Origin of the sequence: Micromonospora sp. MA102 (genome assembly GCF_025460765.1) — a bacterium.
Lineage (GTDB): Bacteria > Actinomycetota > Actinomycetes > Mycobacteriales > Micromonosporaceae > Micromonospora > Micromonospora halotolerans.
This window is the reverse complement of the sequence record NZ_JAMWEG010000016.1, coordinates 85,598-109,162: the sequence shown is the minus strand read 5'-3', so window position 1 is coordinate 109,162 and position 23,565 is coordinate 85,598. Positions and strand designations below refer to the sequence as shown.

At 74.2% G+C, this 23,565-nt stretch carries 25 protein-coding genes; 16 read left to right on the top strand and 9 right to left on the bottom strand.

Annotated elements, in window-relative coordinates; genetic code table 11:
* Window positions 1–103 precede the first annotated feature (103 nt).
* From NFX44_RS26155 to NFX44_RS26140, 4 genes are all read left to right on the top strand, one after another.
* Complete coding sequence (locus NFX44_RS26155) at window positions 104–2,086, top strand: ABC transporter ATP-binding protein (protein ID WP_262286286.1); 1,983 nt, start codon at window positions 104–106, stop codon at window positions 2,084–2,086.
* A gap of 67 nt (window positions 2,087–2,153) precedes the next feature.
* A complete protein-coding gene (locus tag NFX44_RS26150) occupies window positions 2,154–2,948 on the top strand; it encodes an ABC transporter ATP-binding protein (protein ID WP_262286252.1) in 795 nt (264 codons plus the stop codon).
* Entirely contained in the window at window positions 2,945–3,706 is a 762-nt protein-coding gene (locus NFX44_RS26145) for an ABC transporter permease (RefSeq protein ID WP_262286251.1), read from the top strand. The genes NFX44_RS26150 and NFX44_RS26145 overlap by 4 nt, the downstream gene beginning before the upstream one ends.
* A 34-nt stretch (window positions 3,707–3,740) precedes the next feature.
* The gene (locus NFX44_RS26140; protein ID WP_262286250.1) at window positions 3,741–4,520 is read left to right on the top strand and encodes a MerR family transcriptional regulator; all 780 of its coding nucleotides are present in this window, start codon (window positions 3,741–3,743) and stop codon (window positions 4,518–4,520) included.
* 7 nt (window positions 4,521–4,527) lie between these two features.
* Here NFX44_RS26140 and mug read toward each other — a convergent pair whose 3' ends face one another.
* The 6 genes from mug to NFX44_RS26110 all read right to left on the bottom strand — a co-directional run bounded on the left by mug (window position 4,528) and on the right by NFX44_RS26110 (window position 8,886).
* Window positions 4,528–5,226: a G/U mismatch-specific DNA glycosylase gene (mug, locus tag NFX44_RS26135; protein WP_315974633.1), complete on the bottom strand. Its 699-nt coding sequence runs from the start codon at window positions 5,224–5,226 to the stop codon at window positions 4,528–4,530.
* Window positions 5,223–5,984 carry an SDR family oxidoreductase gene (locus tag NFX44_RS26130; protein WP_262286249.1) on the bottom strand — a complete coding sequence of 254 codons (762 nt, stop codon included), beginning with the start codon at window positions 5,982–5,984 and terminating at the stop codon, window positions 5,223–5,225. The genes mug and NFX44_RS26130 overlap by 4 nt, the downstream gene beginning before the upstream one ends.
* Before the next feature lie 43 nt (window positions 5,985–6,027).
* On the bottom strand, window positions 6,028–6,477 hold the full coding sequence (locus tag NFX44_RS26125) for a hypothetical protein (protein ID WP_262286248.1): 450 nt from the start codon (window positions 6,475–6,477) through the stop codon (window positions 6,028–6,030).
* Window positions 6,474–7,295, bottom strand: a complete 822-nt coding sequence (locus tag NFX44_RS26120; RefSeq protein WP_262286247.1) for a DUF692 domain-containing protein — start codon at window positions 7,293–7,295, stop codon at window positions 6,474–6,476. The genes NFX44_RS26125 and NFX44_RS26120 overlap by 4 nt, the downstream gene beginning before the upstream one ends.
* Window positions 7,292–8,212 (bottom strand): TIGR04222 domain-containing membrane protein, encoded by a 921-nt coding sequence (locus NFX44_RS26115; RefSeq protein WP_262286246.1) that lies wholly within the window; start codon window positions 8,210–8,212, stop codon window positions 7,292–7,294. Before NFX44_RS26115 ends, NFX44_RS26120 begins: the two co-directional genes overlap by 4 nt.
* A gap of 101 nt (window positions 8,213–8,313) precedes the next feature.
* The gene (locus NFX44_RS26110; protein WP_262286245.1) at window positions 8,314–8,886 is read right to left on the bottom strand and encodes a TetR/AcrR family transcriptional regulator; all 573 of its coding nucleotides are present in this window, start codon (window positions 8,884–8,886) and stop codon (window positions 8,314–8,316) included.
* A gap of 105 nt (window positions 8,887–8,991) precedes the next feature.
* Between NFX44_RS26110 and NFX44_RS26105 the strand changes: the two genes are divergently transcribed.
* The 3 genes from NFX44_RS26105 (at window position 8,992) to NFX44_RS26095 (ending at window position 11,641) form a co-directional block, all read left to right on the top strand.
* A complete protein-coding gene (locus tag NFX44_RS26105) occupies window positions 8,992–9,846 on the top strand; it encodes a carbon-nitrogen hydrolase family protein (protein ID WP_262286244.1) in 855 nt (284 codons plus the stop codon).
* 59 nt (window positions 9,847–9,905) lie between these two features.
* Window positions 9,906–10,550 carry an HAD family hydrolase gene (locus NFX44_RS26100; RefSeq protein WP_262286243.1) on the top strand — a complete coding sequence of 215 codons (645 nt, stop codon included), beginning with the start codon at window positions 9,906–9,908 and terminating at the stop codon, window positions 10,548–10,550.
* 161 nt (window positions 10,551–10,711) lie between these two features.
* Window positions 10,712–11,641 carry an RIO1 family regulatory kinase/ATPase gene (locus NFX44_RS26095; RefSeq protein WP_262286242.1) on the top strand — a complete coding sequence of 310 codons (930 nt, stop codon included), beginning with the start codon at window positions 10,712–10,714 and terminating at the stop codon, window positions 11,639–11,641.
* Window positions 11,642–11,710: 69 nt separating this feature from the next.
* Here the strand turns inward: NFX44_RS26095 and NFX44_RS26090 are convergent, their stop codons facing one another.
* Complete coding sequence (locus NFX44_RS26090) at window positions 11,711–11,959, bottom strand: DUF2630 family protein (protein WP_262286241.1); 249 nt, start codon at window positions 11,957–11,959, stop codon at window positions 11,711–11,713.
* 445 nt (window positions 11,960–12,404) lie between these two features.
* On the opposite strand from NFX44_RS26090, the gene NFX44_RS26085 reads away from it, so the two are divergent.
* The 8 genes from NFX44_RS26085 (at window position 12,405) to NFX44_RS26050 (ending at window position 20,632) form a co-directional block, all read left to right on the top strand.
* On the top strand, window positions 12,405–13,718 hold the full coding sequence (locus NFX44_RS26085; protein ID WP_262286284.1) for a cytochrome P450: 1,314 nt from the start codon (window positions 12,405–12,407) through the stop codon (window positions 13,716–13,718).
* Window positions 13,715–14,590 carry a terpene synthase family protein gene (locus tag NFX44_RS26080; protein ID WP_262286240.1) on the top strand — a complete coding sequence of 292 codons (876 nt, stop codon included), beginning with the start codon at window positions 13,715–13,717 and terminating at the stop codon, window positions 14,588–14,590. The genes NFX44_RS26085 and NFX44_RS26080 overlap by 4 nt, the downstream gene beginning before the upstream one ends.
* Window positions 14,587–16,140: a prenyltransferase/squalene oxidase repeat-containing protein gene (locus NFX44_RS26075; protein ID WP_262286239.1), complete on the top strand. Its 1,554-nt coding sequence runs from the start codon at window positions 14,587–14,589 to the stop codon at window positions 16,138–16,140. Before NFX44_RS26080 ends, NFX44_RS26075 begins: the two co-directional genes overlap by 4 nt.
* Before the next feature lie 94 nt (window positions 16,141–16,234).
* Entirely contained in the window at window positions 16,235–18,727 is a 2,493-nt protein-coding gene (locus tag NFX44_RS26070; RefSeq protein WP_262286238.1) for a nitrate- and nitrite sensing domain-containing protein, read from the top strand.
* Window positions 18,728–18,791: 64 nt separating this feature from the next.
* On the top strand, window positions 18,792–19,217 hold the full coding sequence (locus NFX44_RS26065) for a roadblock/LC7 domain-containing protein (RefSeq protein ID WP_091320827.1): 426 nt from the start codon (window positions 18,792–18,794) through the stop codon (window positions 19,215–19,217).
* A complete protein-coding gene (locus tag NFX44_RS26060) occupies window positions 19,214–19,603 on the top strand; it encodes a DUF742 domain-containing protein (protein ID WP_262286237.1) in 390 nt (129 codons plus the stop codon). Before NFX44_RS26065 ends, NFX44_RS26060 begins: the two co-directional genes overlap by 4 nt.
* The gene (locus tag NFX44_RS26055) at window positions 19,584–20,192 is read left to right on the top strand and encodes an ATP/GTP-binding protein (RefSeq protein ID WP_262286236.1); all 609 of its coding nucleotides are present in this window, start codon (window positions 19,584–19,586) and stop codon (window positions 20,190–20,192) included. Before NFX44_RS26060 ends, NFX44_RS26055 begins: the two co-directional genes overlap by 20 nt.
* A gap of 35 nt (window positions 20,193–20,227) precedes the next feature.
* Window positions 20,228–20,632 (top strand): SRPBCC family protein, encoded by a 405-nt coding sequence (locus NFX44_RS26050; RefSeq protein WP_262286235.1) that lies wholly within the window; start codon window positions 20,228–20,230, stop codon window positions 20,630–20,632.
* Here the strand turns inward: NFX44_RS26050 and NFX44_RS26045 are convergent.
* Window positions 20,618–21,361 (bottom strand): cyclopropane-fatty-acyl-phospholipid synthase family protein, encoded by a 744-nt coding sequence (locus NFX44_RS26045; protein WP_262286234.1) that lies wholly within the window; start codon window positions 21,359–21,361, stop codon window positions 20,618–20,620. The genes NFX44_RS26050 and NFX44_RS26045 overlap by 15 nt on opposite strands.
* Before the next feature lie 141 nt (window positions 21,362–21,502).
* Between NFX44_RS26045 and NFX44_RS26040 the strand changes: the two genes are divergently transcribed.
* Window positions 21,503–22,387 (top strand): fructosamine kinase family protein, encoded by an 885-nt coding sequence (locus NFX44_RS26040; protein ID WP_262286233.1) that lies wholly within the window; start codon window positions 21,503–21,505, stop codon window positions 22,385–22,387.
* Window positions 22,388–22,398: 11 nt separating this feature from the next.
* Here NFX44_RS26040 and NFX44_RS26035 read toward each other — a convergent pair whose 3' ends face one another.
* Window positions 22,399–23,490 carry a winged helix DNA-binding domain-containing protein gene (locus NFX44_RS26035; RefSeq protein WP_262286232.1) on the bottom strand — a complete coding sequence of 364 codons (1,092 nt, stop codon included), beginning with the start codon at window positions 23,488–23,490 and terminating at the stop codon, window positions 22,399–22,401.
* Between the last annotated feature and the right edge of the window lie 75 nt (window positions 23,491–23,565).

Sequence of the window (23,565 nt, the reverse complement as noted above, 5' to 3'; positions counted from 1 at the left end):
CGGGAAGATCCGGGTTACTCGCGAGGTTGTCGTAGTCGTCAGGAGAATTGATCCCGACGGTCCACGGCTGCCGACGACCCGGAGGTGACGAGTGTCCAACCCCATGGGCGGTGCCGGCATGGGCGGCTGGAGCATGCTCCGGTCGATGCGCAACCGCGACGAGATCTCCACCCACCAGCTCAAGCGCGGCACGGCGCGGCGGATCGTCGCGTTCGCCCAGCCCTACCGGCGCGACATCATCGTCTTCCTGGTCACCGTGGTGATCGCGGCGGTGATCGGGGTGGCCACCCCGCTGCTCGCCGGTGACGTCATCGACGCGATCGCCGGCCGCGGCCCCGACGCGGGCGCCACCGTGGTCCGGCTCGCGCTGATCATCGCGGTGCTGGCCGTGGCCGACGCGCTCTTCTCGCTGGCCCAGCGGTGGTATTCGGCGCGGATCGGCGAGGGCATCATCCTCGACCTGCGCACCCGGGTCTACGACCACGTGCAGCGGATGCCGCTGCAGTTCTTCACCCGCACCCAGACCGGCGCGCTGGTCAGCCGGCTCAACAACGACGTGCTGGGCGCCCAGCGGGCGTTCACCTCGACGCTGTCCGGCGTGGTCAGCAACGTCATCCAGCTCGTGCTGACCGCCGGGGCGATGCTCATCCTGTCCTGGCAGATCACCGTGCTGGCGCTGGTGCTGCTGCCCATCTTCATCATCCCGGCCCGCCGGGTCGGCCGGCGGCTGGCCGAGATCACGCGCGAGTCGTACAACCTCGACGCCAAGATGAACGCGACGATGACCGAGCGGTTCAACGTCTCGGGCGCCCTGCTGGTCAAGCTCTTCGGCTCGCCCGAGGTGGAGGCGACCCGGTTCGCCGGCCGGGCCGAGCGGGTCCGCGACATCGGCATCCAGTCGGCCATGTACTCGCGCACCTTCTTCGTGGCCATGCTGCTCGTCGCCTCCCTCGCCCAGGCGCTCACCTACGGGCTCGGCGGCTGGCTCGCCGTCACCGGTGCGGTCAGCGCCGGCACGGTGGTCAAGCTGGCGCTGCTGCTCACCCGCCTCTACGGCCCGCTCACCGCGCTCTCCAACGTCCGGGTCGACGTGATGAGCGCGCTGGTCTCGTTCGACCGGGTCTTCGAGGTGCTCGACCTGCGCCCCGGCATCGAGGAGAAGCCCGACGCCCGGCCGGTGCCCCGGGGCAACGGCCGCGTCGAGTTCCGCGACGTCCGGTTCCGCTACCCGAGTGCCGCCGAGGTCTCGCTGGCCTCCCTGGAGGAGGTCGCCGCGCTCGACCGCACGGTCAACGAGCCGGTGCTCAAGGGCGTCTCGTTCGCCGTCGAGCCCGGCCAGATGGTGGCCCTGGTCGGCCCCTCCGGCGCCGGCAAGTCGACGCTGTCCATGCTGATCTCCCGGATCTACGACGTGAGCGACGGCCAGGTGCTCGTCGGCGGGGTCGACGTGCGGGACGCCACCCTCGCCTCGCTCCGCGACGAGATCGGCGTGGTCACGCAGGATTCGCACCTGTTCCACGAGACCATCCGGGAGAACCTGCGCTACGCCAAGCCGGACGCCACCGACGACGAGATCTGGGCCGCGCTGGCCGGGGCGCAGGTCGCGGACCTGATCCGCGCCCTGCCCGACGGGCTGGACACCACGGTCGGCGAGCGCGGCTACCGCTTCTCCGGCGGCGAGAAGCAGCGCATCGCCATCGCCCGGCTGCTGCTCAAGGCCCCGTCGATCGTGATCCTGGACGAGGCCACCGCGCACCTCGACTCGGAGAGCGAGGCGGCCGTGCAGCGGGCGCTGTCGGTGGCGCTGACCGGGCGCACCGCGCTGGTCATCGCGCACCGGCTCTCCACGGTCCGCGACGCCGACCAGGTCCTCGTCCTCGACGAGGGGCGGATCGTCGAGCGCGGCCGGCACGACGAGCTGGTCGCGGTCGGCGGCCTCTACGCCGAGCTCTACCGCACCCAGTTCGCGGTCACCGACTCGCCGGCCCCCTACCAGGAGCCGGAGCAGCCGGAGCCGGTGGTCACCACCGTGCCCGTCGGCACCTACGTGGCGCAGGAGGCGCTGCCGCCGGCCGCCTCCAACTGACCGCCGCCGGAAAATCCGCCGCGCGGGCTTGACCCTGACGCAGCGTCAACCCTCCATGCTGGCTGCCATGAACATCCCGACAACACCTCAGGTCGAACCGCCCGCGATACAGGTGCGGGGCCTGGAAAAGTCGTTCAAGCAGCTCACGGTGCTGCGCGGCGTGGACGTCGACGTGGCACGGGGCAGCATCTTCGCCCTGCTCGGCTCGAACGGGGCGGGCAAGACCACGGTGGTGAGGATCCTCTCCACGCTGCTCAGGGCCGACGCCGGGACCGCCCGGGTCAACGGCTTCGACGTCGCGACACAGGCCGCCGACGTACGCGAGTCCATCAGTCTCACCGGGCAGTTCGCGGCGGTCGACCAGATCCTCACCGGGCGGGAGAACCTCGTCCTGGTCGCCCGGCTGCGGCACCTCAAGGACCCGGGCGCGATCGCGGACGACCTGCTGCGGCGCTTCTCGCTGACCGAGGCGGGCGCCCGGAGGGTGGCGACGTACTCCGGCGGCATGCGCCGGCGTCTGGACATCGCGATGAGCCTCATCGGGAACCCGCCGGTCATCTTCCTCGACGAGCCGACGACCGGGCTGGACCCGGAGGCGCGCATCGAGGTGTGGGAGGCCGTCCGGGAACTCGCCCGGGGCGGCACGACCGTGCTGCTCACCACCCAGTACCTCGACGAGGCGGAGCAGCTCGCCGACCGGATCGCGATCCTCCACGAGGGCCGGATCCTCGTGAATGGCAGCCTCGACGAGCTGAAGCGGCTCCTCCCACCCGCCGAGATCGAGTACGTCGAGAAGCAGCCGACCCTCGAGGACGTCTTCCTCACCCTCGTCGGCGCCGGAAAGGACAAGGCAGCGCGATGAACAAGCACTTCCTCGGCGACACCGCCGTCCTCCTGGGCCGCTCGCTGCGCCACATCGCCCGCAGCCCGGACACCATCATCACGACCGCGATCATGCCGATCGCCTTCCTGCTGCTGTTCGTCTACGTCTTCGGCGGTGCGATCGAGACCGGGTCCGACTCGTACGTGAACTACCTGCTGCCCGGCATCCTGCTCATCACGATCGCCTCGGGCATCTCCTACACCGCCTACCGGCTCTTCCTGGACCTGCAGGGCGGCATCTTCGAACGGTTCCAGTCCATGCCGATCGCGCGGTCCGCTGTGCTGTGGGCGCACGTCCTGACCTCGCTGGTCGCCAACCTGATCTCGCTCGTGGTCGTGATCGGGGTCGCCCTGCTCATCGGCTTCCGCACCGGTGCGGGCGTGCTGGCGTGGCTCGCGGTCGCCGGCATCCTGCTCCTGTTCACCCTGGCGCTGACCTGGATCGCGGTGATCCCCGGCCTCACCGCGAAGTCGGTCGACGGCGCCAGCGCGTTCTCCTACCCGCTGGTCTTCCTGCCGTTCATCAGCTCCGCCTTCGTGCCCACCGGGTCCATGCCCGGCCCGGTGCGCGCGTTCGCCGAGCACCAGCCGGTGACCTCGATCGTCAACGCGATCCGGGACCTGTTCACCCAGCAGCGGGTCGGCACCGACATCTGGATCGCCCTCGCCTGGTGCGTCGGCATCCTCGTCGTGGCCTACGTGTTCGCCGGCATCTCCTACCGTCGCAAGATCTCCTGACCCGGCGCCGGGCGGTGGAGGGCAGGATCAGGGCATGCTGACGATCGGTCAACTGGCGGCGTACGCCGGCGTCACGGTGCGGGCGGTGCGGCACTACCACCAGATCGGGCTGCTGCCCGAGCCGGAGCGGGACGCCTCCGGTTACCGGCGGTACGGGGCGACGGCGGTCGTGTCGCTCATCAAGATCCGCACCCTCGCCGACGCCGGCGTTCCGCTGTCACGGATCAGCCGGATGCTCGACGCTGACCCGGCGGCCTTCGCCGACGCGGTCCGGCGGATCGACGACCACCTGTGCCAGGAGATCGAACGGCTGGAGACCAGCCGCAAGCAGATCGCGCAGCTCACCGCCGGGCACAGCCTGGCGCTCCCGCCGGAGGTGGTCGCCTACCTCGATCGGCTCCGGGACATCGGAGCGTCGGAGCGGATGGTGGAGGCCGAGCGGAACGGCTGGATCCTGGTCGCGGCCCGGTGGCCCGATCAGGTCCGCGAGTGGATCCCCGCGAAACTCGCGCAGCTCGACGACCCGCAACTCGTCCGGCTCTACCGGGTGCTGTCCGAGATCTTCGACAGCGACACGGGCGACGAGTCGCTCCTGGCGGAGGCCGCCGACATCCTGGCGGCCCTGGCCGAGCAGGCGTACCGGTCCGGTGACCTCGTCGTCGGCGAGGAGGCGCACGACGATCTGCCGTACGACCTGCTGGACGCGCTCGCCGTCGAGACCGACCCGCGGGCCGAGCGGCTGGTGGAGCTGATGCGCGACCGTGGCTGGACCGGTTGGAACCGGATGGAGCGGCTGCCGGAGCGGCCGGACTGACCGCGGCTTAGCCGGCGACCGCGGCCCGCAGCTCACCGAACGCGGCGCCGAGCGTCTCCGGGGTGAAGTGCGCGTTCAAGCCGCTCGGGTTGGGCAGCACCCACAGGCGGGCCGCCGCGAGCGGTTCCGGCTGCGGCCCGAAGCCCGCCTTCGGCCGGGCGAACCCGATCCGGTACGCGGTCACGCCGACCACCGCGACCCAGCGCGGCCGGTAGCGCGCCACCTTGGCGGTCAGCTCCCGCGCGCCCGCGACCAGCTCCTCGGCGGTCAGCTCGTCGGCGCGGGCGCTGGCCCGGGCCACCATGTTGGTGATGCCCAGCCCGAGGCGGGGCAGCTCGTCCTGCTCGCTGGGGTGCAACTGCCGCGGGGTGAAGCCGCCCCGGTGCAGCGCGGGCCAGAACCGGTTACCCGGGCGGGCGAAGTGCCAGCCGGTGGCCGCCGACCACAGGCCCGGGTTGATCCCCACGAACAGCACGTCCAGCCCCGGCGCGATCAGATCCGGCAGCAGTTTGTCGGCCGCCTCCGCGAGCTGCTCTTTCGTCGGCCGGGGATACCGGCGCGTGGCGGCCGCCGGGTCCGGCCCGGCCACCGCGGCCGGCGCCGGGTCCGGCTCGGCCGCCCCGGGCCGGGTGGCGCCGGGCGCAGGCGCCCCGGGCCGGCCGTCCCCGGGTCGACGCCGTCGCCCGTCCCTCGGCTCGCGGGTCACAGGCCGCGCAGCGCGCCGCCGTCGACCGGCACGGTCACCCCGGTGACGTAGCCGGCGGCGGGGGAGAGCAGGAAGGCGGCCACCCGGCCGAACTCGGCGGGGTCGCCGAAACGGCCCAGCGGGATCGACGCCTCGGCCTCGGCGCGGGCCCGCTCCGCGTCGCCGCTCGCGGCCAGCAGCTCCTGGTTGCGGTCGGTCATGATCCGCCCCGGCAGCAGGCTGACCACGCGGACGCCGCGGGGGCCGTGCTCGTCGGCCAGGTCCTTGGCGACCCCGGCCAGGCCGGGGCGCAGGCCGTTGGAGATGCCGAGCCCGGGCAGCGGGCCGCGGACCGAGGTGGACAGCACCAGCCCGACGGCGCCCCCGTCGGTGAGCGCGGCGGCCACCGTGCGCGCGGTGCGGACGCTGCCCAGGAAAACCGTCTCGAAGGACTCCCGCCACTGCTCGTCGGTGATCTGGGCGGCGGTGCCCCGGGGCGGGCCGCCGACCGAGATCAGCGCCCCGTCGAGCCGGCCGAACCGCTCGCGTGCCGCCGCGACGAGCCGCTCCGGGGTGCCCGGGTCGGTGAGGTCGGCGGTCAGCCCGATCGCCCGCTCCGGCCCGCCGAGCGCCTCGACGGCGGCGGCGACCCGCTCCGGGGCCCGGGACGAGATCACCACACGGGCACCGTCGGCCACGAGCTGCTCGGCGGTGGCGAAGCCGAGGCCGCCCGAGGCGCCGGTCAGCACGTACACCCGGTCGGCGAGTCCGAGATCCATACCGTCGATCCTGCCGTACCCCGGCAGCGCCTGCCACCCGCTCTCAGCGCGACGCGGGCCGGAGCAGGCGTACCCGGCCGGCGAGCTGGGCCGCGACGGCGCCGCCGGCCCAGGCGACGGCCGGCAGCCGGCGGGGCCGGGGGGCGGTGCGGCCGTCGTAGCGGCTCGCCGCCTCGCGGGCGGCCAGCTCCTCCGCGCCCAGCGGCGGCAGCGTGCCCCGGTCGCGCAGCTCCCGGGCCAGGTCCCAGCCGTCGCGCAGCGAGCCGTTGGTGGGCCGACCGGCCGCCCAGCCGGCGAAGGTGGCCGGCCAGGCGTCGCCGAGGCCGGCGGCCAGCAGCGGCCAGTGCCGGGCCACGTCGCCGGCCCGCTTGCGCAGCAGCGCCCGCCGGGCCGCCTCCACCGGCGCGGCGGCGAACCCGGGCGGCAGCGGCCCGCCGGCCACCAGCGCCGCGACCAGCGCCGCCTGCCGCCCGGCCAGGCCCCCGCCGGTCACGTGACCACCGGGTACGAGGAGGCGGCGGCCAGGGCGTCCAGCTCGCCGCGCAGCTCGTCGGCGGGCGGGTAGTGGCCGTCGCGTTCCAGCAGCAGCGCCGGGGGCCGGCGGCGGTCGCACAGCTCCCGGACCAGGTCGAGCACCTCGGCGGGGACCGGGTCGGTGTGCGTGTCGTGGTAGAAGCCGCCCTGCTCGGCGCCGCCGGCCACGTGCACGTAGGCGATCCGGTCCAGCGGCAGCCGGTCCAGCAGGGCGGCCGGGTCGCCGCCCCGGTTGCGGGCGTTGGCGTGCACGTTGGCGACGTCGAGCAGCAGCAGCGCCCCGGTGGCGTCGAGGATCTCGGTGAGGAAGTCCGCCTCGTCCAGCTCGTCGTCCGGCCAGTCGAACAGGGCGGCGATCGGCTCCAGGGCCAGCGGCACCGTCAGCTCCGCCTGCGCCCGGCGCACGTTGGCCACCACCGCGGCCACCGCCTCCCGGCTGCGCGGCAGCGGCAGCAGGTGACCGGCCTCCAGGCCGCCGGCCCGGACGAACGCGATGTGCTCGCTGACCAGCGGCGCGTCCAGCGCCGCGGCCACACCGGCCAGGTGCGCCACCCGGCCCGGGTCGACCGGCTCCGCGCCGCCGAGGGAGAGCTTCACCCCGTGGGGTACGACCGTGACGCCCCGCCCGCGCAGCTCGGCGAGGCCGTCGGGGAGCGGCCCGGCCGGAGCGACCGTCTCGGCGACCACCTCGACGAAGCGCAGCCCGGGCAGGCCGGCCACGAAGCCGGCGATCTCCGCCCGCCACCCGATGCCCACACCGGACGGTCCGGCCGTCATCCGCCGCACCCGCCACCGCCGCCGCAGCCGCCACCGCCCCCGCAGGAGCTGCCCCCACCGCACGAGCTGCCGCCCCCGCAGGAACTGCCACCTCCGCAGGAACTGCCCGAGCTGCCGCCGGACCCCATGGCCTGGCGCTGGATCTCGGCCTGCTCGGAGAATCCGGGGTCCATGCTCCAGAGGGTGGCCGTGCCGAACAGCGCGACGCCCATGGCCGCGTCGGACGGGCCGTAGGTGGCGTACGCGGGCGCGGCGGAGGGACGCAGCCAGGTGTGCTGGCGGCGCAGCTCGCGCAGCGCCCGGTCGGCCGCGCGGGTGCGCCAGGGCACCCGGTTGAGCAGGATGAACGCGATGAACAGCGGCACCAGGGTGAGCATCAGCCAGCCGACGGGCCGGCTGTTGGACATGCCGACGAAGGCCCGGACGAAGCCGAGCGCGAGCAGGGCCCCGACGAGCAGCGCGCCGCGGCGCAGCATCGCCCGCCGTTCCGTGTCCAGTGCCAGGCCGCGGCGCACGAGGGCGTCGCGCAGCTCGTCGAGGGCGCGCCGGACCCACTCGTCCTGGCCCAGCTCCCGGGAGCGCAGGCCCCGGTGGGCCGCGTGGTGGATGGCCTGGTCCAGCGGGGTGACCCCGGCGGGCAGCGGGCCGCCGGTGGTGAGCCGCCGGTCGGGGCGTACGCCGACCGCGCCGGCGCTGCGGAGCCCGCCGAGCGCGGTCCAGACGGCGAGCTGGTCGCCCCCGTTGAGGTACGCCACCTGCTGCGGGCCGAGCGGCCCACCGTCGTGGACGGGGGTGCCGGCCAGCGCGCGCCAGCGGTACGCCACGGCGCCGACGACCAGCACGACGGCCGCCACGAGGTACCAGCGGAGGAAGACGGGGCCGGGGACGCCCCAGGTGTCGCCCGCGAGGACTGTCATGCTCTGCTCCTGTCGCGAGGGGTCGCGGCTCATTGTGGAGCAGGCCCGCCAGGGGTGATCTCCCCGAGCGGTCGAGTTACCGGACCGAGATCCGCGGCCGGTCAGTGCCGGCGGACGGCCTCCTCGACCAGGTCGAGCACCCGGCCCAGGTCACCGGCGGGACGGCCCATCGCCAGGTGCAGCACCAGCCCGTCGTACGCCAGCTCCAGGAACTGGGCCAGCACGTCGATCGGCACGTCGTCGCGGAGCACCCCGGCCTCCCGCTGGCGGAGCAGGCGCTCCCGGGTGGCCTCGGCGATCGCGGCCGAGCGTTCCGCCCAGCGCCGGGCGAACGCGGGGTCGGTGCGCAGGCGCCGGGAGACCTCGAGCTGGCTGCCGAGCCAGCCGGTGGTGTCCGGGGAGACCGCCCCGGCCAGCAGGTCCCGCATCACCTGGACCAGGCCGTTGCGGGCCACGGTCTCGACCATGATCGCGGCGTCGTCCTCGGCCACGGCGAGGAAGAGCGAGTCCTTGTCCCGGAAGTGGTGGAAGATCGCGCCCCGGGAGAGCCCGGTGGCCTCCTCCAGCCGCCGGACGGTGGCACCCTCGTAGCCGTGCCGCGCGAAACAGGCCCGTGCGGCGCCGAGGATCTCCTGCCGGCGCGCGTCGAGCTGGTCCTGGCTTACTCTGGGCACGACACGATCGTTCCAGGTGGAACCGGTCGATGCAAACCGTACGTACGGCTTGAGATGCGGTTTCGCATGATCGACCCGGCCGGCTGCGCCGGTTACGATCCTCCGGTGACCGAGGCCGTGCCCCTGCCCACCCGCCCGCTGACCGTGGCCACCGTGCAGGCCGAGCCCGTCCCGGGTGACGTCGCCGGCAACGCCGCCCTGGCCGCCCGCCTCGTCGTCCGGGCCGCCGGCGCCCGGGTGGTGGTGCTGCCCGAGCTGTTCCTGCCCGCGTACCACCCGCCGACCCTGGGGGCCGACCCGACCGGCACCGACGTGGCCGCCGACCCCGAGGGCCGGGTCGACGACGCGCGGCTGGACCCGCTGCGCGCGGCCGCCCGCGACGGCGGGGCCAGCGTGGTGATCGGTGCGGCGGTCCGCCACCCCGACCGGCGGCGCACCATCTCCTCCCTGCTGGTCGACCCGACCGGCACGGTCACCGCCGCGTACGACAAGCAGCAGCTCTGGAGCAGCGAGCGCGAGCTGTTCGACGCCGGCCGGCGGGGCGCCTCGCTCCTGCTCGACGGCTGGCTGCTCGGCCTCGGCATCTGCTACGACGGCTGCTTCCCGGAGCACGGCCGGGCCGCCGCGGTCGCCGGCGCGCACGGCTACCTCTGCCCGAGTGGCTACCTGGCCGGCTCCGAGCACCGCCGCGACCTCTACTACGCCGCGCGCGCCCTGGACAACACCATGTTCGTGGTCTTCGCCAACGCCGTGGGCGGCGCGGACCCGTGGCGGTTCAACGGCGGCGCCGCCGTCTACGAGCCGGAGGGCCGGCCCCTGGCCCGGGGCGCGGACACCGGCGAGGACGTGCTGGTGGCGACCCTCGACCCGGCCGCCCTCGGCGCCACCCGCGCCGCACACACGATGCTCACCGACCGGCTGCCCGATCAGGGGCTCGCCCGAACGACGCTCGTCGGGTGACGGACGGCGTGGTGCCCTCGGGCCTGTCGGTCGCGCACCCCGTCCCGTAGGGTTCCCGAGTGCCGTTGCTCCTGCTCGATCTGGACAACACCCTGCTCGACCGCGAGGGGCCGTTCCGCGCCTGGGGTGAGCGGTTCCTGGACAGCATCGGCGCTCCGCCCAGCGACATCGAGTGGTTGCTCTCCGTCGACGCCGACGGCCTGACCGACCGCTGGGACGTCGCCGACGCGATCCGCGACCGCTACGACGTGCGCATCCCCTCGATCGACCTGGTGGAGGAGCTGCACGACGGCGTGGTGGCGTTCACCCGGCTGGACCCGCTGGTGGCCTGCGCGCTGCAAATCGCCGACGACGCCGGCTGGGTGCCGGTGGTGGTCACCAACGGCACGTCCCGCCAGCAGGACGCGAAGATCCGCCGGACCGGGCTGGACCGCTACATCGCCGACTGGGTGATCTCCGAGGAGGCCGGGGTCAGCAAGCCCAATCCGCGGATCTTCGCGCTGGCCGCCCAGCGGGCCCGGATGCCGCTGCGCGGGGCCTGGGTGATCGGTGACAGCCCGGAGGCGGACATCGGCGGCGCGACCGCGGTCGGGCTGCCCAGCGTCTGGCTGCACCGGGGACGCCGTTGGTCGGACACCCGGTTCGCGCCCACCCGCACGGTGGACGGGCTGATCGCCGCGGTGGCCGCCGTCCTGGCCGGCTGAGCGGAAATTCGGTTGACCCGCCCGGGGCCGCCGGTGACCATGGTGCGGCGCGAGGGCGCAGCCGGGCGGTGCCCGGTCGAGGAGAGGAGGTCGGTCATGGCCGTCTTTGCGGGGTCCCACCACCTGCCTCCACCAGCCTCGATCGAAGGACCGATCCACCCGTGCGCGATCACGACTTCCCGGCGCCGCAGCGCCGTGGCCGCGGCAAGAGCCGTTTTGACGACGACGAACCCACCTTCCTGAAGCGGGGCCGGCACGCCGAGCCGGTCCTCACCGACCCCGACGCCGAGCCGGACGCGGAGGACAGCTGGTCCTCCTGGGACCTGGCCGTGCACGGGCCGGAGCCCCACCCGCAGTGGCTGGTCACCGAACTGGCCGCGAAGGACACCGAGCTGGGGGTGCTGAAGACCGGCAAGGAGGCGGACGTCCACCTGGTCCGCCGTGCCGTGCCGGACACCGGCCGGGGCTGCCTGCTGGCGGCCAAGCGGTACCGGGATCCCCAGCACCGCCTCTTTCACCGCGACGCCGGCTACCTGGAGGGGCGCCGGGTCCGCCGCTCCCGGGAGATGCGGGCCATGGCCGGCCGGACCTCGTTCGGCCGGCAGGTGATCGCCGGGCAGTGGGCGGCCGCCGAGTTCGCCGCGCTCGCCCGGCTCTGGGAGATCGGCGCGGCCTCCGGGCGGATCGCCGTGCCCTACCCGGTCCAGCTGCTCGGCACCGAGCTGATGCTGGAGTTCGTCGGTGACGCCGAGGCGGGCCTGGCCGCGCCCCGGCTGGCCCAGCTCCGGCCCGAGGGCGCCGAGCTGCGCGACCTGTGGGAGCAACTGGTCGACGCCCTGGTGGTCCTGGCCCGCGCCGGGTACGCCCACGGCGACCTGTCCCCGTACAACCTGCTCGTGCACGCCGGGCGGCTGGTCATGATCGACCTGCCGCAGGTGGTCGACGTGGTGGCCAACCCGCAGGGGGCCGAGTTCCTGGGCCGGGACGTCCGGGTGGTGGGCACCTGGTTCACCGCCCGCGGCCTGCCCGCCTCGGAGACCGATCCGGAGGCGCTGACCGAGGTGCTGTTGCGGGAGGCGGGGCTGCGCTGAGCGCGCCGCGTCCCGGGCGGGTGGCGGCCCGCCCGGGACGCGGCGCGGCGGTCCGCCGCCGGCCCGGCGTCACTGGAGGTAGCGCTCGACCTCCGCGACAGGGCGCTGGCCCTGGGCGTCCGGGTCGCCGTGCGTCCGGCGCGCCGCCCGGCGCCGGCGGAGCAGGTCCCAGCACTGGTCGAGGGACTCCTCCAGGGCCTGCAGTCGCTCCCGTGCCTCGTCGTCGGTGCCGGCCTCGTGCTCCTGCGCGGCCGCGCGCAGCCGGTGCTCCTCGTCGACGAGTTCGGAGATCCGGCTCAGGATGGTCTTGTCGTCCATGCCCGAAGCTTGGCACAGGGGGCGGGCACGCGCCCGCGTTCTCCCCAGTCGGCCGGGGGAGTTGACCGCCCCGGCCCACCGGCCGGGCGGCGGGCGGCTCGGGCCGATGGCGGCCGGCGGGTGCCCGGCGGGGCCGGGCGGACCTGCGCCGGAAGCCGGCCGGAAACTCCACTGTGGATGACTGGGCTCGCCGGAAGGCTTACGGCGTGACGCAAATCCCACCGGCTCCATTGTCGACATCGGGATTGTTGTGGAGTGAGATATTTTCCTGTCCGCCTTTTTATCCGCCGTTCAGGATGGCATGCTCGCGGGCAACGTCACGGGTCATGACGGTGTCGCGACCCTGAGTAGGACTGGGGGAGCCATTCACGTGGACGAGTCGCAGATCGCGCCCCGGCCCACCGGTCGGCCCCACCCCGTTCCGCTGCGGCAGATCCTGCCCGGCATGCTCCGGGACCCGGCCCGTGCGCTGATCGACGTGGGCAACCGGACCGGAGGCGCGCTCGTCCGGCTGAACCTGGGATCGTTCCGCCCGTACCTGGCCACCCACCCCCGGCACGTCCAGCACGTGCTGCGGGACCGGGCGGACAACTACGAACGGGCCGGCGACGGGCTGTTCTGGCGCCCGGTCAAGCGGCTGTTCGGCGAGGGCATCCTCGGCGAGGGTCAGATCTGGTCGGCCAGCCGCCGCATGCTCCAGCCGATGTTCACCGCGAAGCGGGTGGAGGCGCTGATCGACGGCATGGCCGACGCCATCCGGGACGCCGTGGACGAGCTGGACGAGCCGTTCCGGGCCGGGCGCCCCGTCGACATCGGCACCGAGCAGGCCCGGATCGTCAGCCGGGCGATCATGCGGGTGCTCTTCGCCGACAAGATCTCCGTGCCGGACGCGCTGCGGGTGATCGACGCGCAGGACGTCATCGCCAGCGCGGTGATTCCCCGGATCGTGGTGCCGTTCGCCCCGCTCTCCCTGCCCATGCCGGGGGACCGCCCGTTCCGCCGCGCGGTCCGCATCGTCGACGAGGTGCTCGTGCCGATCGTCCGGGAGACCCGGGCCGTGGCCGACCAGGGCGACGACATCATCTCCACGCTCTGGAAGGCCCGCACCGACGACGGGCGGCAGCTCGACGAGCGGCAGGTCCGCAACGACACCGTGGCCATGTTCGCGGCCACCACCGAGACCACCATCAACGTGCTCACCTGGGCCTGGCCCCACCTGGAGCAGCGGCCCGACGTGGCCGAGCGGCTCTACGCCGAGATCGACCGGGTGGTGGGCGACGAACCGGTGCGCCGCGAGCACCTCGCCGACCTCACCTACACCCGGATGGTCCTGGACGAGCTGCTCCGGCTCTACCCGATCGGCTGGATCATCCCGCGCCGCGCGGTGGCCGACGACGTCATCGACGGCGTGCCGATCGAGGCCGGGGCCACCATGGTGGCCAGCCCGCTGATCACCCAGCGCATGCGGCAGTTCTGGGACCGGCCGGACGAGTTCGACCCGGAACGGTTCCGGCCCGAGCGGGTCCGCGCCCGCCACCGGTACGCCCACTTCCCGTTCGGCGGCGGCCCGCACCAGTGCCTCGGTATGTACCTGTTCTACCTGGAGGCGCAGCTCATCCTCGCCACGATGCTGAGCCGCTACCGGTTCCGGCTGCGTCGTCCCGGCGTACCCGGCCTGCGGCTGGCCGCGGCGTTGCGGCCGCGCGAGCGGGTCGAGCTGACCCTGCTGGCCGCCGAGCGGCGGGCGGAGCCGGCATGACCGGCGGGGAGGTGCCGGATCCGGTCGCCGCCGCGGCGGAGCAGGGGCGGATCTGCGCGCAGGCCGCGAAGGGCCAGCGCGACCTGCAACGGTGCGCGGCCGGGCACGCCGAGCTGTTTCCCGGCCGGCCGTTCGACGCGGCGCTGTTCAGCAGCATCGCCCTCGCAATGTCGTTCAGCGCGCCCTGGTGTACCGCCGAGGAGCTGGCGCTGACCAACCGCGCCGTGCTCTGGGGCTTCGCGGTCGACTGGCAGGTCGACCACCTGGCGGCCTCCCGGTCGGAGGTCGACCGGATCGTCAAGTCCTGCCTCGCCGTGGTCGACGGCGCCGCGCCCGACGACCCGCTGGGCCGGTTCCTCGCCGAGTTGCGGGACGACCTGGCCGCCACCCCGGCCTACCGCGAGCTGCGCGAGCCGTGGCGGGACGCGATGGCCCGCACCCTCGACGCGATGGCCCGCGAGTGGGAATGGAAGCAGGCCGACCACCCCACCCTCGACGCGTACCTGGCGAACGCCGACAACCTCGCCGCCACGGTGGTCAACGTGGCGCACTGGATCCACACCGGGGACACCGCCACGCACCGCGAGCTGCCCCGGCTGATCGCGGTGAGCGACGAGGTCCAGCGGGCTCTGCGGCTGGTCAACGACCTCGGCACCCACCGGCGTGACCGGGAGTGGGGCGACCTCAACGCGCTCCTGCTGGTGGACGACCCGGCGGAGATCGAGCGGCGCCTGGCGGAGCAGGTCGACCACTGCCGGCGGCTGCTGGCCGACCTGGCGCCGGCCTGCCCCCGGCAGGCCGACTTCCTGGCCCGACAGCTCGGCTTCACCAGCGGGTTCTACCGGCTCACCGACTTCTGGGGGGCCCAGTGAGCCTCACCGCGGGACCCGCGCGGGTCACCCGTGCCGGCGACGCCCGCGCCGGGCAGGTCCGGGAACTCGTCGAGGCCATGGTGGACAACCCGGCCGGGCAGACCTCCGCGTCGGTCTACGAGACCGGCCGGCTGGTGGGCCTGGCGCCGTGGCTGCCCGGCCACGACGTCCGCGTCTCCTGGCTGCTCGACCGGCAGCGCGCCGACGGCGGGTGGGGCGGCCCCGGCGGGTACGCCCTGGTGCCCACCCTGAGCGCCACCGAGGCGCTGCTGACCGTGCTGCGGCGGGGCGAGCACGGTCCGACCGCGCCGCTGGCCGGCGCCGCGCACCGCGGCCTGGCCTTCCTGGCCGGCGCCCTCGACGCCGGCGCCCCGCCCGACCTGCCGGCCACCGACCTGATCGTGCCGGCGCTGCGCGAGGCCGTCGAGCGGCACCTCGCGCGACCCCCGGCCGGGCTGGCCGACTGGGCCGGGGTCCGCCTGCCGTTGCCGGCCGGTCTCGACCCGGACCGGCTGACCCGGGTACGCGGCCTGCTGGCCACCGGGCGGCCCGTGCCCGAGAAGCTGGCCCACGCGCTGGAGGTGGCCGGCGACGGCGCCCGCCGGGCGGCCGGGGTGCGGCCCGCCGGGGCGGGCGCGGTCGGCGCCTCGCCCGCCGCGACGGCCGCCTGGCTCGGTCGCCCCGAGCCGGGGCCCGCCCTGGACTACCTCCGGGGGGTCGGCTCGCGGGGTCCGGTGCCCTGCGCCAGCCCGATCACCGTCTTCGAGCGCGCCTGGGTGCTCGGCATCCTGGCCCGGGCCGGCGTGCCGCTGACCGTCCCCGGGTCGCTCGTGGCGGAGCTGCGGGCCGCCGTCGGGGTGTCCGGTGCGGCCACCGGACCCGGGCTGCCCGCCGACGCCGACACCACCTCGGTGGCCCTGTACGCGCTCGCCCGGCTGGGCCGGCCGCTCGACGTGTCCCGGCTCGACGCGTACGACACCGGACGGCACTTCTGCACCTGGCCGGGGGAGGACGGGGCGTCGGTGACCACCAACGCCCACGTGCTCGACGCCCTCGGGGAGCACCCCGGCCACCCGGGGGTCGCGGCCACCGTGGACCGGGTCGCCGGCTGGCTGGTCGAGCGGCAGGAGCCGGACGGCTCGTGGGACGACCGGTGGCACGCGTCGGCGTACTACGCGACCTACTGTGTGCTGCTCGCGCTCGCCGACCACGCCGCCGGCGCTACGGCGCGGGCCGCCGTCGACCGGGGCGTCGGCTGGCTGCTCGGCACCCAGCGGGCGGACGGGTCGTGGGGGCGCTGGGGCGGCACCGCCGAGGAGACCGCGTACGCGGTCCTCGCGCTGTCCGGCGCCGGGCGGCCGGGAGATACGCGGGTCGATGCGGCGCTCGCGCGGGGGCGGCGGCGACTGTCCGAGTGGGACGGACGCGCTGATGGGCCGGCCCTGTGGCACGACAAGGATCTCTACCGTCCGACCCTGATCGTGCGCGCAGCGGTGCTGGCCGCGTCGTGGTCGGCCGACCCAACTCCCACCGGGCCGGCAACACCATGATCAGGATCGCTTGAATGGAGTTCACGACGACTGCTAGCGTGCGCCGGAGTCGATCGGATTTCCGACTGATCGGATACCGGGCCAGGACGGTGTGATGCGTTCCCGCAGTACGAATCTCCGTACGAAGATCATCGCCCTTCTGGCGTCCCTGATCGCGCTCTGGGCCTTCGCGGCGTGGGTGACGGTCCGGGACGGGTTCAACCTGCTCGGCGTGCAGGCGCTCAACGCGCGGGTCTTCGAGCCGGCCGACCCGCTGCTGCTCCAGCTCCAGAACGAGCGGCGGCTGTCGCTGTTGTACCTCGGACAGTCCGACCCGGACCAGCTCCAGGACCTCGTCGCCCAGCGGCAGCGCACCGACGACAGCGCCGCCGCGCTGTGGCGCTCCGCCCAGGACTGGCGCACCGAGATCCCGGCCAGCGACGAGCTGGAGCAGCGCATCACCGACCTGAAGACCCAGGTCGAGCAGCTCGGCGCGGTCCGCGCCGAGGTCGGCCGCAAAACCATCGACCGCACCGCGACGCTGGCCGCGTACAACGAGGCGGTCGACGCCATCTTCGGCGTCTTCGACGCGCTCGGCGGCCTGGACGACGACGAGATCGCCCGGGACACCGCCGCGCTCATCGACCTGAACCGGGCCCGGGAGCTGCTGTCCCAGCAGGACGCCCTGCTCACCGGCGCGGTGGCGGCCAACCGGATGACCGTGGCGGAGCAGAGCGCCTTCGCCCGGCTGGTCGGCGCCCAGTGGTTCCTCTCCGACCGCACCGCCCGCGACCTCGCCCCGACCGACCGGGCCCGCTACCAGCAGATGACCGAGGGGGAGGCGTTCCGGCAGCTCCGCACCCTCCAGGACCGGGTGCTCGCCGCCAAGGGCAGTGACGTGCGCCCGCCGGTCACCGCCACGGCCTGGCAGGCCGCCGTGAGTCGGTCGATGGAGGACCTGCGCGGCGTGATCCTCGCCGGCGGCGACGACATCGTGGCCCGGGCCACCCCGGTCGCCGTCGGCGTCATCGTCCGGCTGGTGCTCGCCGCCGGCCTCGGCCTCATCGCGGTCGTGGCATCCATCGTCGTCTCCATCACCACCGCCCGGGCGCTGGTCCGGCAGCTCGAACGGCTGCGCGAGGCGGCGTTCCGGCTGGCCAACGAGCGGCTGCCCAGCGTGGTCGAGCGGCTGGGCCACGGCGAGGAGGTCGACGTCGCCCGCGAGGCGCCACCGCTGCAGACCGGTGACGACGAGATCGGGCAGGTCGGCAAGGCGTTCAACGCCGTGCAGGAGACCGCCATCCGCACCGCGGTCGAGCAGGCCGAGCTGCGCCGCAACGTCCGCGAGGTCTTCCTCAGCCTGGCCCGGCGCACCCAGGCGCTGGTGCACCGCCAGCTCACCCTGCTCGACGCCATGGAACGCCGGGAGCACGACGCCGAGGAACTGGAGGACCTGTTCCGCGTCGACCACCTGGCCACCCGGATGCGGCGCAACGCGGAGAACCTGATCGTCCTCTCCGGCTCCACGCCGGGCCGGGCGTGGCGGCGCAACGTGCCGATGGTGGACGTGGTGCGCGGCGCGGTCGCCGAGGTCGAGGACTACACCCGCGTCACCGTGCGGCCGCTGGGTCCCGTGTCGCTGACCGGCCGGGCCGTCGGCGACGTCATCCACCTGCTGGCCGAGCTGATCGAGAACGGCCTCTCCTTCTCGCCGCCGCACACCACCGTCGAGGTGCGCGGCATGATGGTGTCCAACGGCTTCGCCATCGAGATCGAGGACCGCGGCCTCGGCATGGGCGCGGAGGAGCTGGCCGCCGCGAACCGGCGCATCGTGGACCGGTCCGAGCTGAACCTGGCCAACGCCGCCCGGCTCGGTCTCTTCGTGGTCAGCCGGCTCACCGAGCGGCACGGGGTGAAGGTGCAGCTCAAGGAATCGGCGTACGGCGGGACGACCGCCGTGGTGCTGATCCCCCTCGAACTGGTCACGAACGACGGGCCGGACCCGAGCACCTCCGGCGGCTTCCCGGTCGGCGCCGGGCAGTCCGCAACGGCGGTGCCCGCCTCCCCGGCCGTGGAGAGCGCGGCGGCCGAGCCCGCCGGCGACCGGCCGGCCACCACGGTGGCGCTGGCCGAGAGCGCCGGTCCGGCGGAGCCGGTCGCGGACGGGACGGAAGCACCCGCCCCGGCGCCGGAGGCCGACGCGGACGAGCCTCGGCTCACCCCGTCCGGGCTGCCGGCGCGTACCCGGAAACGGCAGCCCGCGCTCGCCGAGCCCACCGCGGCGCTGTCCCCGGTGGACACCGGGACCGCCGACGCCGCGCCGGCCGGTGCGGCGGAGACGGACGGTGCACCGGCGGCCCGCACCGACGGCGGGCTGCCCGTCCGGGTCCGCCAGGCCAGCCTGGCGCCGGAACTGCGGCACGACCAGTCCGCTGTCGAGGACGGCGGCAGCGACGACGACGACACGGTGCGCCCGCCGGAGCAGGTGCGCCGGATGATGAGCTCCTACCAGAGCGGCACCCGACGCGGCCGGACCGACGCGGCCCGGCTGCTCGGCGGGGCGCACGACGCCGGCGCGCCGGACACCGGCGACGGTCAGGCGACCTAGGGACCGCCGAACCGGCGATCCCGGACGAGCACGGCACACCAGCCGGGGGAGAAGAGGACGACGAGTGGCGCAGAAGACGGCTTCGAGCGCGGACCTGACGTGGTTGCTGGATGACCTGGTCGGCCGGGTCAAGCAGGCGGAACACGCCGTGGCGCTCTCCACCGACGGACTGCTGATGGCCTCGTCCCGCGGGTTGAGCCGGGACGACGGCGAGCATCTCGCGGCGATGGCGGCGGGCATCCAGAGCCTGGCCCGGGGCGCGGGGAAGCGGTTCGGCGGTGGTCAGGTGCAGCAGACCATCATCGAGATGCAGTCGTCGTTCCTGTTCGTCACCGCGGCCGGCCGCAACGCCTGCCTGGCCGTGCTGGCGTCCGAGGACGCCGACGTCGGCCTGATCGCGTACGAGATGGCCATGCTGGTCACCCGGGTCGGCCGGTTCGTCGCCTCACCGACACGGGAACAGCCCCTCGGCGAGAACCCGGCGCGATGACCGGCCAGGGGGACCCCGCGGAGCACGAGTGGGTGGACGACCACGCGGGCCCGGTGGTGCGCCCGTACGCGGTGACCGGTGGCCGGGCCCGCCCGGTGACCGGCACGTTCGACCTGATCTCCCTGGTCACGGCGACCCGGGCGGAGGTGGCGTCGGAGTCCGGGCTCGGCCCGGAACACGTGGCGATCGTCGGTCTCTGCCAGCGGATCCAGTCCGTGGCCGAGATCGCCGCCCACCTCGACCTGCCGGTGGGTACCGTCCGGGTCCTCCTGGGTGACCTGGCGGCCCGCAGCCTGGTGCAGGTCCGTGAGCCGCGGGCGACCCCCGCCGGCCTTCCCGACGACAGTGTTTTCGAGGCGGTAATCAATGGACTACGGGCGCTCTGAGCGGCCGGCGGGAGCGGCGCCGCTGCCCACCGCGATCAAGATCCTGATCGCCGGTGGTTTCGGCGTGGGCAAGACCACCCTGGTCGGCGCGGTCAGCGAGACCCGGCCGCTGCGGACGGAGGAGGTGCTGACCGAGACCGGGATCGGCATCGACGACCTGTCCGGTGTGGAGGAGAAGACCACCACCACCGTGGCGATGGACTTCGGCCGCATCACGCTCAGCGACGACCTGGTGCTCTACCTGTTCGGCACCCCCGGGCAGGACCGCTTCTGGTTCGTCTGGGACGAGCTGGCGCTGGGCGCGATCGGCGCGGTGGTGCTGGCCGACACCCGCAGGCTGGCCGACTGCTTCCCGTCGATCGACTACTTCGAGGGGCGCGGCACGCCGTTCGTGGTGGCGGTGAACTGCTTCGAGGGCGCCAAGCGCTACCGGCTGGACGAGGTGCAGGGCGCGCTCGACCTGGACCCGGAGGTGCCCGTGGTGCTCTGCGACGCGCGGGAGCGGGAGTCGGTCAAGGAGGTGCTGATCACGCTGCTGGAGTACGCCATGAAGCTGCGCGAGGAGCGCCGACGCGCCGCCGGGGACTGACTGACTGCGGCGGCGCGTGCTGCCATGATGGGGCGATGGCCACCGAATCCCGGCACCTGAGCGTGCACATCGACCGGCCGGTCGCCGAGGTCTACGCGTTCACCGCCGACCCCGCCAACCTGCCCCGTTGGGCGCCGGGCCTGGGCGGCCCGGTGGTGCGCGAGGACGGCGTCTGGTTCGTCGACACACCGGAGGGCCGCGCCCGGCTCACCTTCGCGCCGCGCAACGAGTACGGCGTGCTCGACCACGAGGTCGTGACGCCCTCCGGGGAGACGGTGTACGTGCCGCTGCGGGCCATCGCGGACGGCGACGGCTGTGAGGTGGTCTTCACGCTGCGCCGCTCGCCCGGCATGACCGACGCCGAGTTCGCGCGGGACGCCGGGCTCGTCAGCGGTGACCTGGCCCTGCTCAAGAAGGTGCTGGAATCAGCACCGGCGTAGCACCAGCGTCACGAAGCCCAGCACCTCGCGGTACCCGCGCAACCACTGATCGCGGTGCTCCCGGGCGGCGGTGAGCGCCTCGGCGGCGTCCGGGTGGCCGGGATTGTCCAGCGCCCACTCGGTGAGCGAGCCGATCCACGACCATTCGTAGTCGTCCCACTCGGCGGCGTCGCTGACATGGGCGTACACCGGCGTCCAGCCGGCCTGCTCGGCGGCGTCGACCAGGCCGGCGAGGTCGGTGAACTCCTCCGGTTTCGCGTCGAGCGCCGCGAGGGCCTCCGGAGTCGGCGGGACCTGCCAGAAGCCCTCACCGACCAGCAGCACGCCGTCGGCGTTCACATGCCGGCCGGCCAGCTTGAGCGTCTCGCCGAACCCGCCGAACGCGTGTGTCGACCCGACGCACAGCACCAGGTCGTAGTCGCCGTCCGGCACGTACGTCCGGGCGTCGCGCTCGTGCAGCGTGAGCCGGTCGGCGAGGCCGCGTTCGGCGGCGGCGCCGGCGGCGCGCTCCAGCGCGTACGGGCTGACGTCCACGCCGTCCGCGTGCCCGTCGGGGTAGTGCGCGAGGGCCTGCAGCGCCCAGGATCCCGCTCCGCAGCCGAGGTCGAGGACACGGGCCGCCGGTTGGCGGCCCGCCCGGCGCAGGAGCCGGTTGACGGTGACACCGGAGATCGGCGCCGCGATCGGGTGGTGCGAGTGCGCGATGCTGCTGAGCCGTTGACGATCCACCGCCAGAGTCAACACGAGTCCGCCGGCGCCCGCACCCGGGTTGTCGTGCACGCGATCCCGGGCCGCGGGCCGGTCCTCGGAAGGTCGTCAACCGTTCACCTAGGATCTTGCGAACAGGCAGCCCGGACACGAGGAGCCGTAGTGACAGGGTCGACGACGTTCCTGCGGGAGTGCCTGCTCCGGGCCGGGATGCGCGACGTCGTCGCGGTGGAGCCGGCGACGGGTGGGCTGGCGGCACTCGCGGGCATCGCCACCCGCCAGGACGCGCCGCCGGTGTTCGTCAAGGCCTTCGCGGACGCGCCGGCCGACGGCGTCTTCCTCGCCGAGGCCGAGGGGCTGGCCGCCCTGCGTGAGCTCGGCGGCGCGACGACACCCGAGGTGATCCTGGCGGACCGGGAACTGATCGTGTTGTCGGTGCTGCGACCCCGGCCGCGCAGCGCGGCATTCTGGGAGCGGTTCGCGCACACGCTCGCCCACCTGCACACGAGCACGACCCATCCTCGTTTCGGATGGCACCGTGACAACTGGCTGGGCCGTCGCCGGCAGATCAACACCTGGGACGACGACGGCTTCGCCTTCTTCGCCCAGCACCGGCTGCTCCGGTGGCTCGGCCAGCCCCGCGTCGAGGCGGCACTCGACGCCGGAGACCGGGCGGCCCTGGAGCGGCTGTGCGACCGGCTGCCCGACCTGCTGCCCGACCGGCCGGCCTGCCTGACGCACGGCGACCTCTGGGCACAGAACGTCCTGGCCACCCCGGACGGGCAGCCCGCGCTGATCGACCCGGCCGTGTCCTACATGTGGGCCGAGGTCGACCTCGCCCACGTGTGGTCCACCTCGCCACCGCCCGAGGCGCAACGGTTCTTCGAGGTCTACGCGGAGCTGACCTCCCTCGACCGCGACTGGCCGGCCCGCATGCCGATCGTCCAGCTGCGGCAACACCTCGCCGTGCTGGCCCAGTTCGACGACGACTGGGGCGCGGGCGACCAGATCCGCGCCACCCTCGCCCCGTTCCGGACGCGAACCTGACCGGTCCTCCGTCAGTCGGCGAACTCGACGCCGGCCAGCGAGACCCCGCGGTGGGCGGCGAGGCGTTCAGCCTGCTCGACGATGGTGTCGCGGGTGGCGGCGGGCAGCTTCTGCCACGGCTGGATCGCGAGCTTCATCGTCCTGCCGGACTTGCGGGGACGCCAGGTGCCGACCAGTTGACCGTCGACCAGGACGGCGCCGGGCCGGCCCAGCACCGGCCACAGCTCCTTGGCGCGGGCCGGGTCCGGCACCAGGGTCGCCCGGTCCTTGGCCTGGAGGAAGAGGTCGAACGGGCCGAGCAGGCGGGTTGCCGTCGCGTCGGCCGATTCCAGCGCCTGTTCGTCGGCGGCCAGGAGCGAGCGGGCCTCGCCGTCGACCAGCACCTCGATCACGTCTTCGGGCCAGCGTGCCTTCACCTCCTTGACCGGGGCGTCGAGGTAGTCCGCCACCTGCTTGGGGGTGGCCGGGCCGAGCAGACGGAGGTACGCGCGGATGAGGTCGAACCTGTCGCCCGGGGCGACGGCTTTCTTGAACCCCCGGATGCGGTGCAGGACCGGCGGCGAGGTGTCGAGTCGCAGCTCCAGCCCGGCCCGCACGGCGGCCAGCCGGAACGGCATCTCGTAGAGGTGGGTGGCGTCGCAGGGTCGGCAGAACCGCAGGTACGGCTCGGGCATCACCTCGGCCAGACGGCCGGAGACGTCCCCCTTCACCATCGGCCCGGTGACGACGGCCCGCATCCGGGCGGCCACCTCGTCCAGGGCGGCCAGGTTGCCGATGCCCGCGGCCTTCAACGGCCTGGCGGCGTCGTAGATGCGCTTGCCCGCGTCCGCGTCGGAGAACGGCTCGACCGCGGCCGCCACCTTCCCGACGTCGGCGCGGCGGTAGAGGTGGGGAGCACCGCGCACGGTCCACAGCAGGACCAGCTCCTCCGCGGACAGCGTGGCCACGTCGACCCCGCGAATGGCCAGCGCCCACCGGCCGCCGTCCGTGCCGGTGTCCTGCATCCCGATGTCGAGCACCGCGGTCTCTGCGAGCGTGCCCTCGGCCCGGTCGAGCTGCTGGGCCCGCACCCGGAAGTTCATCACCTGGCGCTGATCAACCACCCCTCTACGCTACCCAGCGATCCCCCCCCAGACGCGCCCCGGCGGCAGCGCGTGGCGCTCCGTTCCTGCCCCGCG

Coding starts and splice junctions, on each gene's coding strand:
- NFX44_RS26155 (WP_262286286.1), top strand. CDS start 104: ATGGGCGGTGCCGGCATGGGCGGCTGGAGCATGCTCCGGTCGATGCGC.
- NFX44_RS26140 (WP_262286250.1), top strand. CDS start 3,741: ATGCTGACGATCGGTCAACTGGCGGCGTACGCCGGCGTCACGGTGCGG.
- NFX44_RS26130 (WP_262286249.1), bottom strand. CDS start 5,984: ATGGATCTCGGACTCGCCGACCGGGTGTACGTGCTGACCGGCGCCTCG.
- NFX44_RS26055 (WP_262286236.1), top strand. CDS start 19,584: ATGGACTACGGGCGCTCTGAGCGGCCGGCGGGAGCGGCGCCGCTGCCC.
- NFX44_RS26120 (WP_262286247.1), bottom strand. CDS start 7,295: ATGACGGCCGGACCGTCCGGTGTGGGCATCGGGTGGCGGGCGGAGATC.
- NFX44_RS26080 (WP_262286240.1), top strand. CDS start 13,715: ATGACCGGCGGGGAGGTGCCGGATCCGGTCGCCGCCGCGGCGGAGCAG.
- NFX44_RS26150 (WP_262286252.1), top strand. CDS start 2,154: ATGAACATCCCGACAACACCTCAGGTCGAACCGCCCGCGATACAGGTG.
- NFX44_RS26085 (WP_262286284.1), top strand. CDS start 12,405: ATGCTCCGGGACCCGGCCCGTGCGCTGATCGACGTGGGCAACCGGACC.
- NFX44_RS26050 (WP_262286235.1), top strand. CDS start 20,228: ATGGCCACCGAATCCCGGCACCTGAGCGTGCACATCGACCGGCCGGTC.
- NFX44_RS26115 (WP_262286246.1), bottom strand. CDS start 8,212: ATGACAGTCCTCGCGGGCGACACCTGGGGCGTCCCCGGCCCCGTCTTC.
- NFX44_RS26060 (WP_262286237.1), top strand. CDS start 19,214: ATGACCGGCCAGGGGGACCCCGCGGAGCACGAGTGGGTGGACGACCAC.
- NFX44_RS26145 (WP_262286251.1), top strand. CDS start 2,945: ATGAACAAGCACTTCCTCGGCGACACCGCCGTCCTCCTGGGCCGCTCG.
- NFX44_RS26090 (WP_262286241.1), bottom strand. CDS start 11,959: ATGGACGACAAGACCATCCTGAGCCGGATCTCCGAACTCGTCGACGAG.
- NFX44_RS26070 (WP_262286238.1), top strand. CDS start 16,235: ATGCGTTCCCGCAGTACGAATCTCCGTACGAAGATCATCGCCCTTCTG.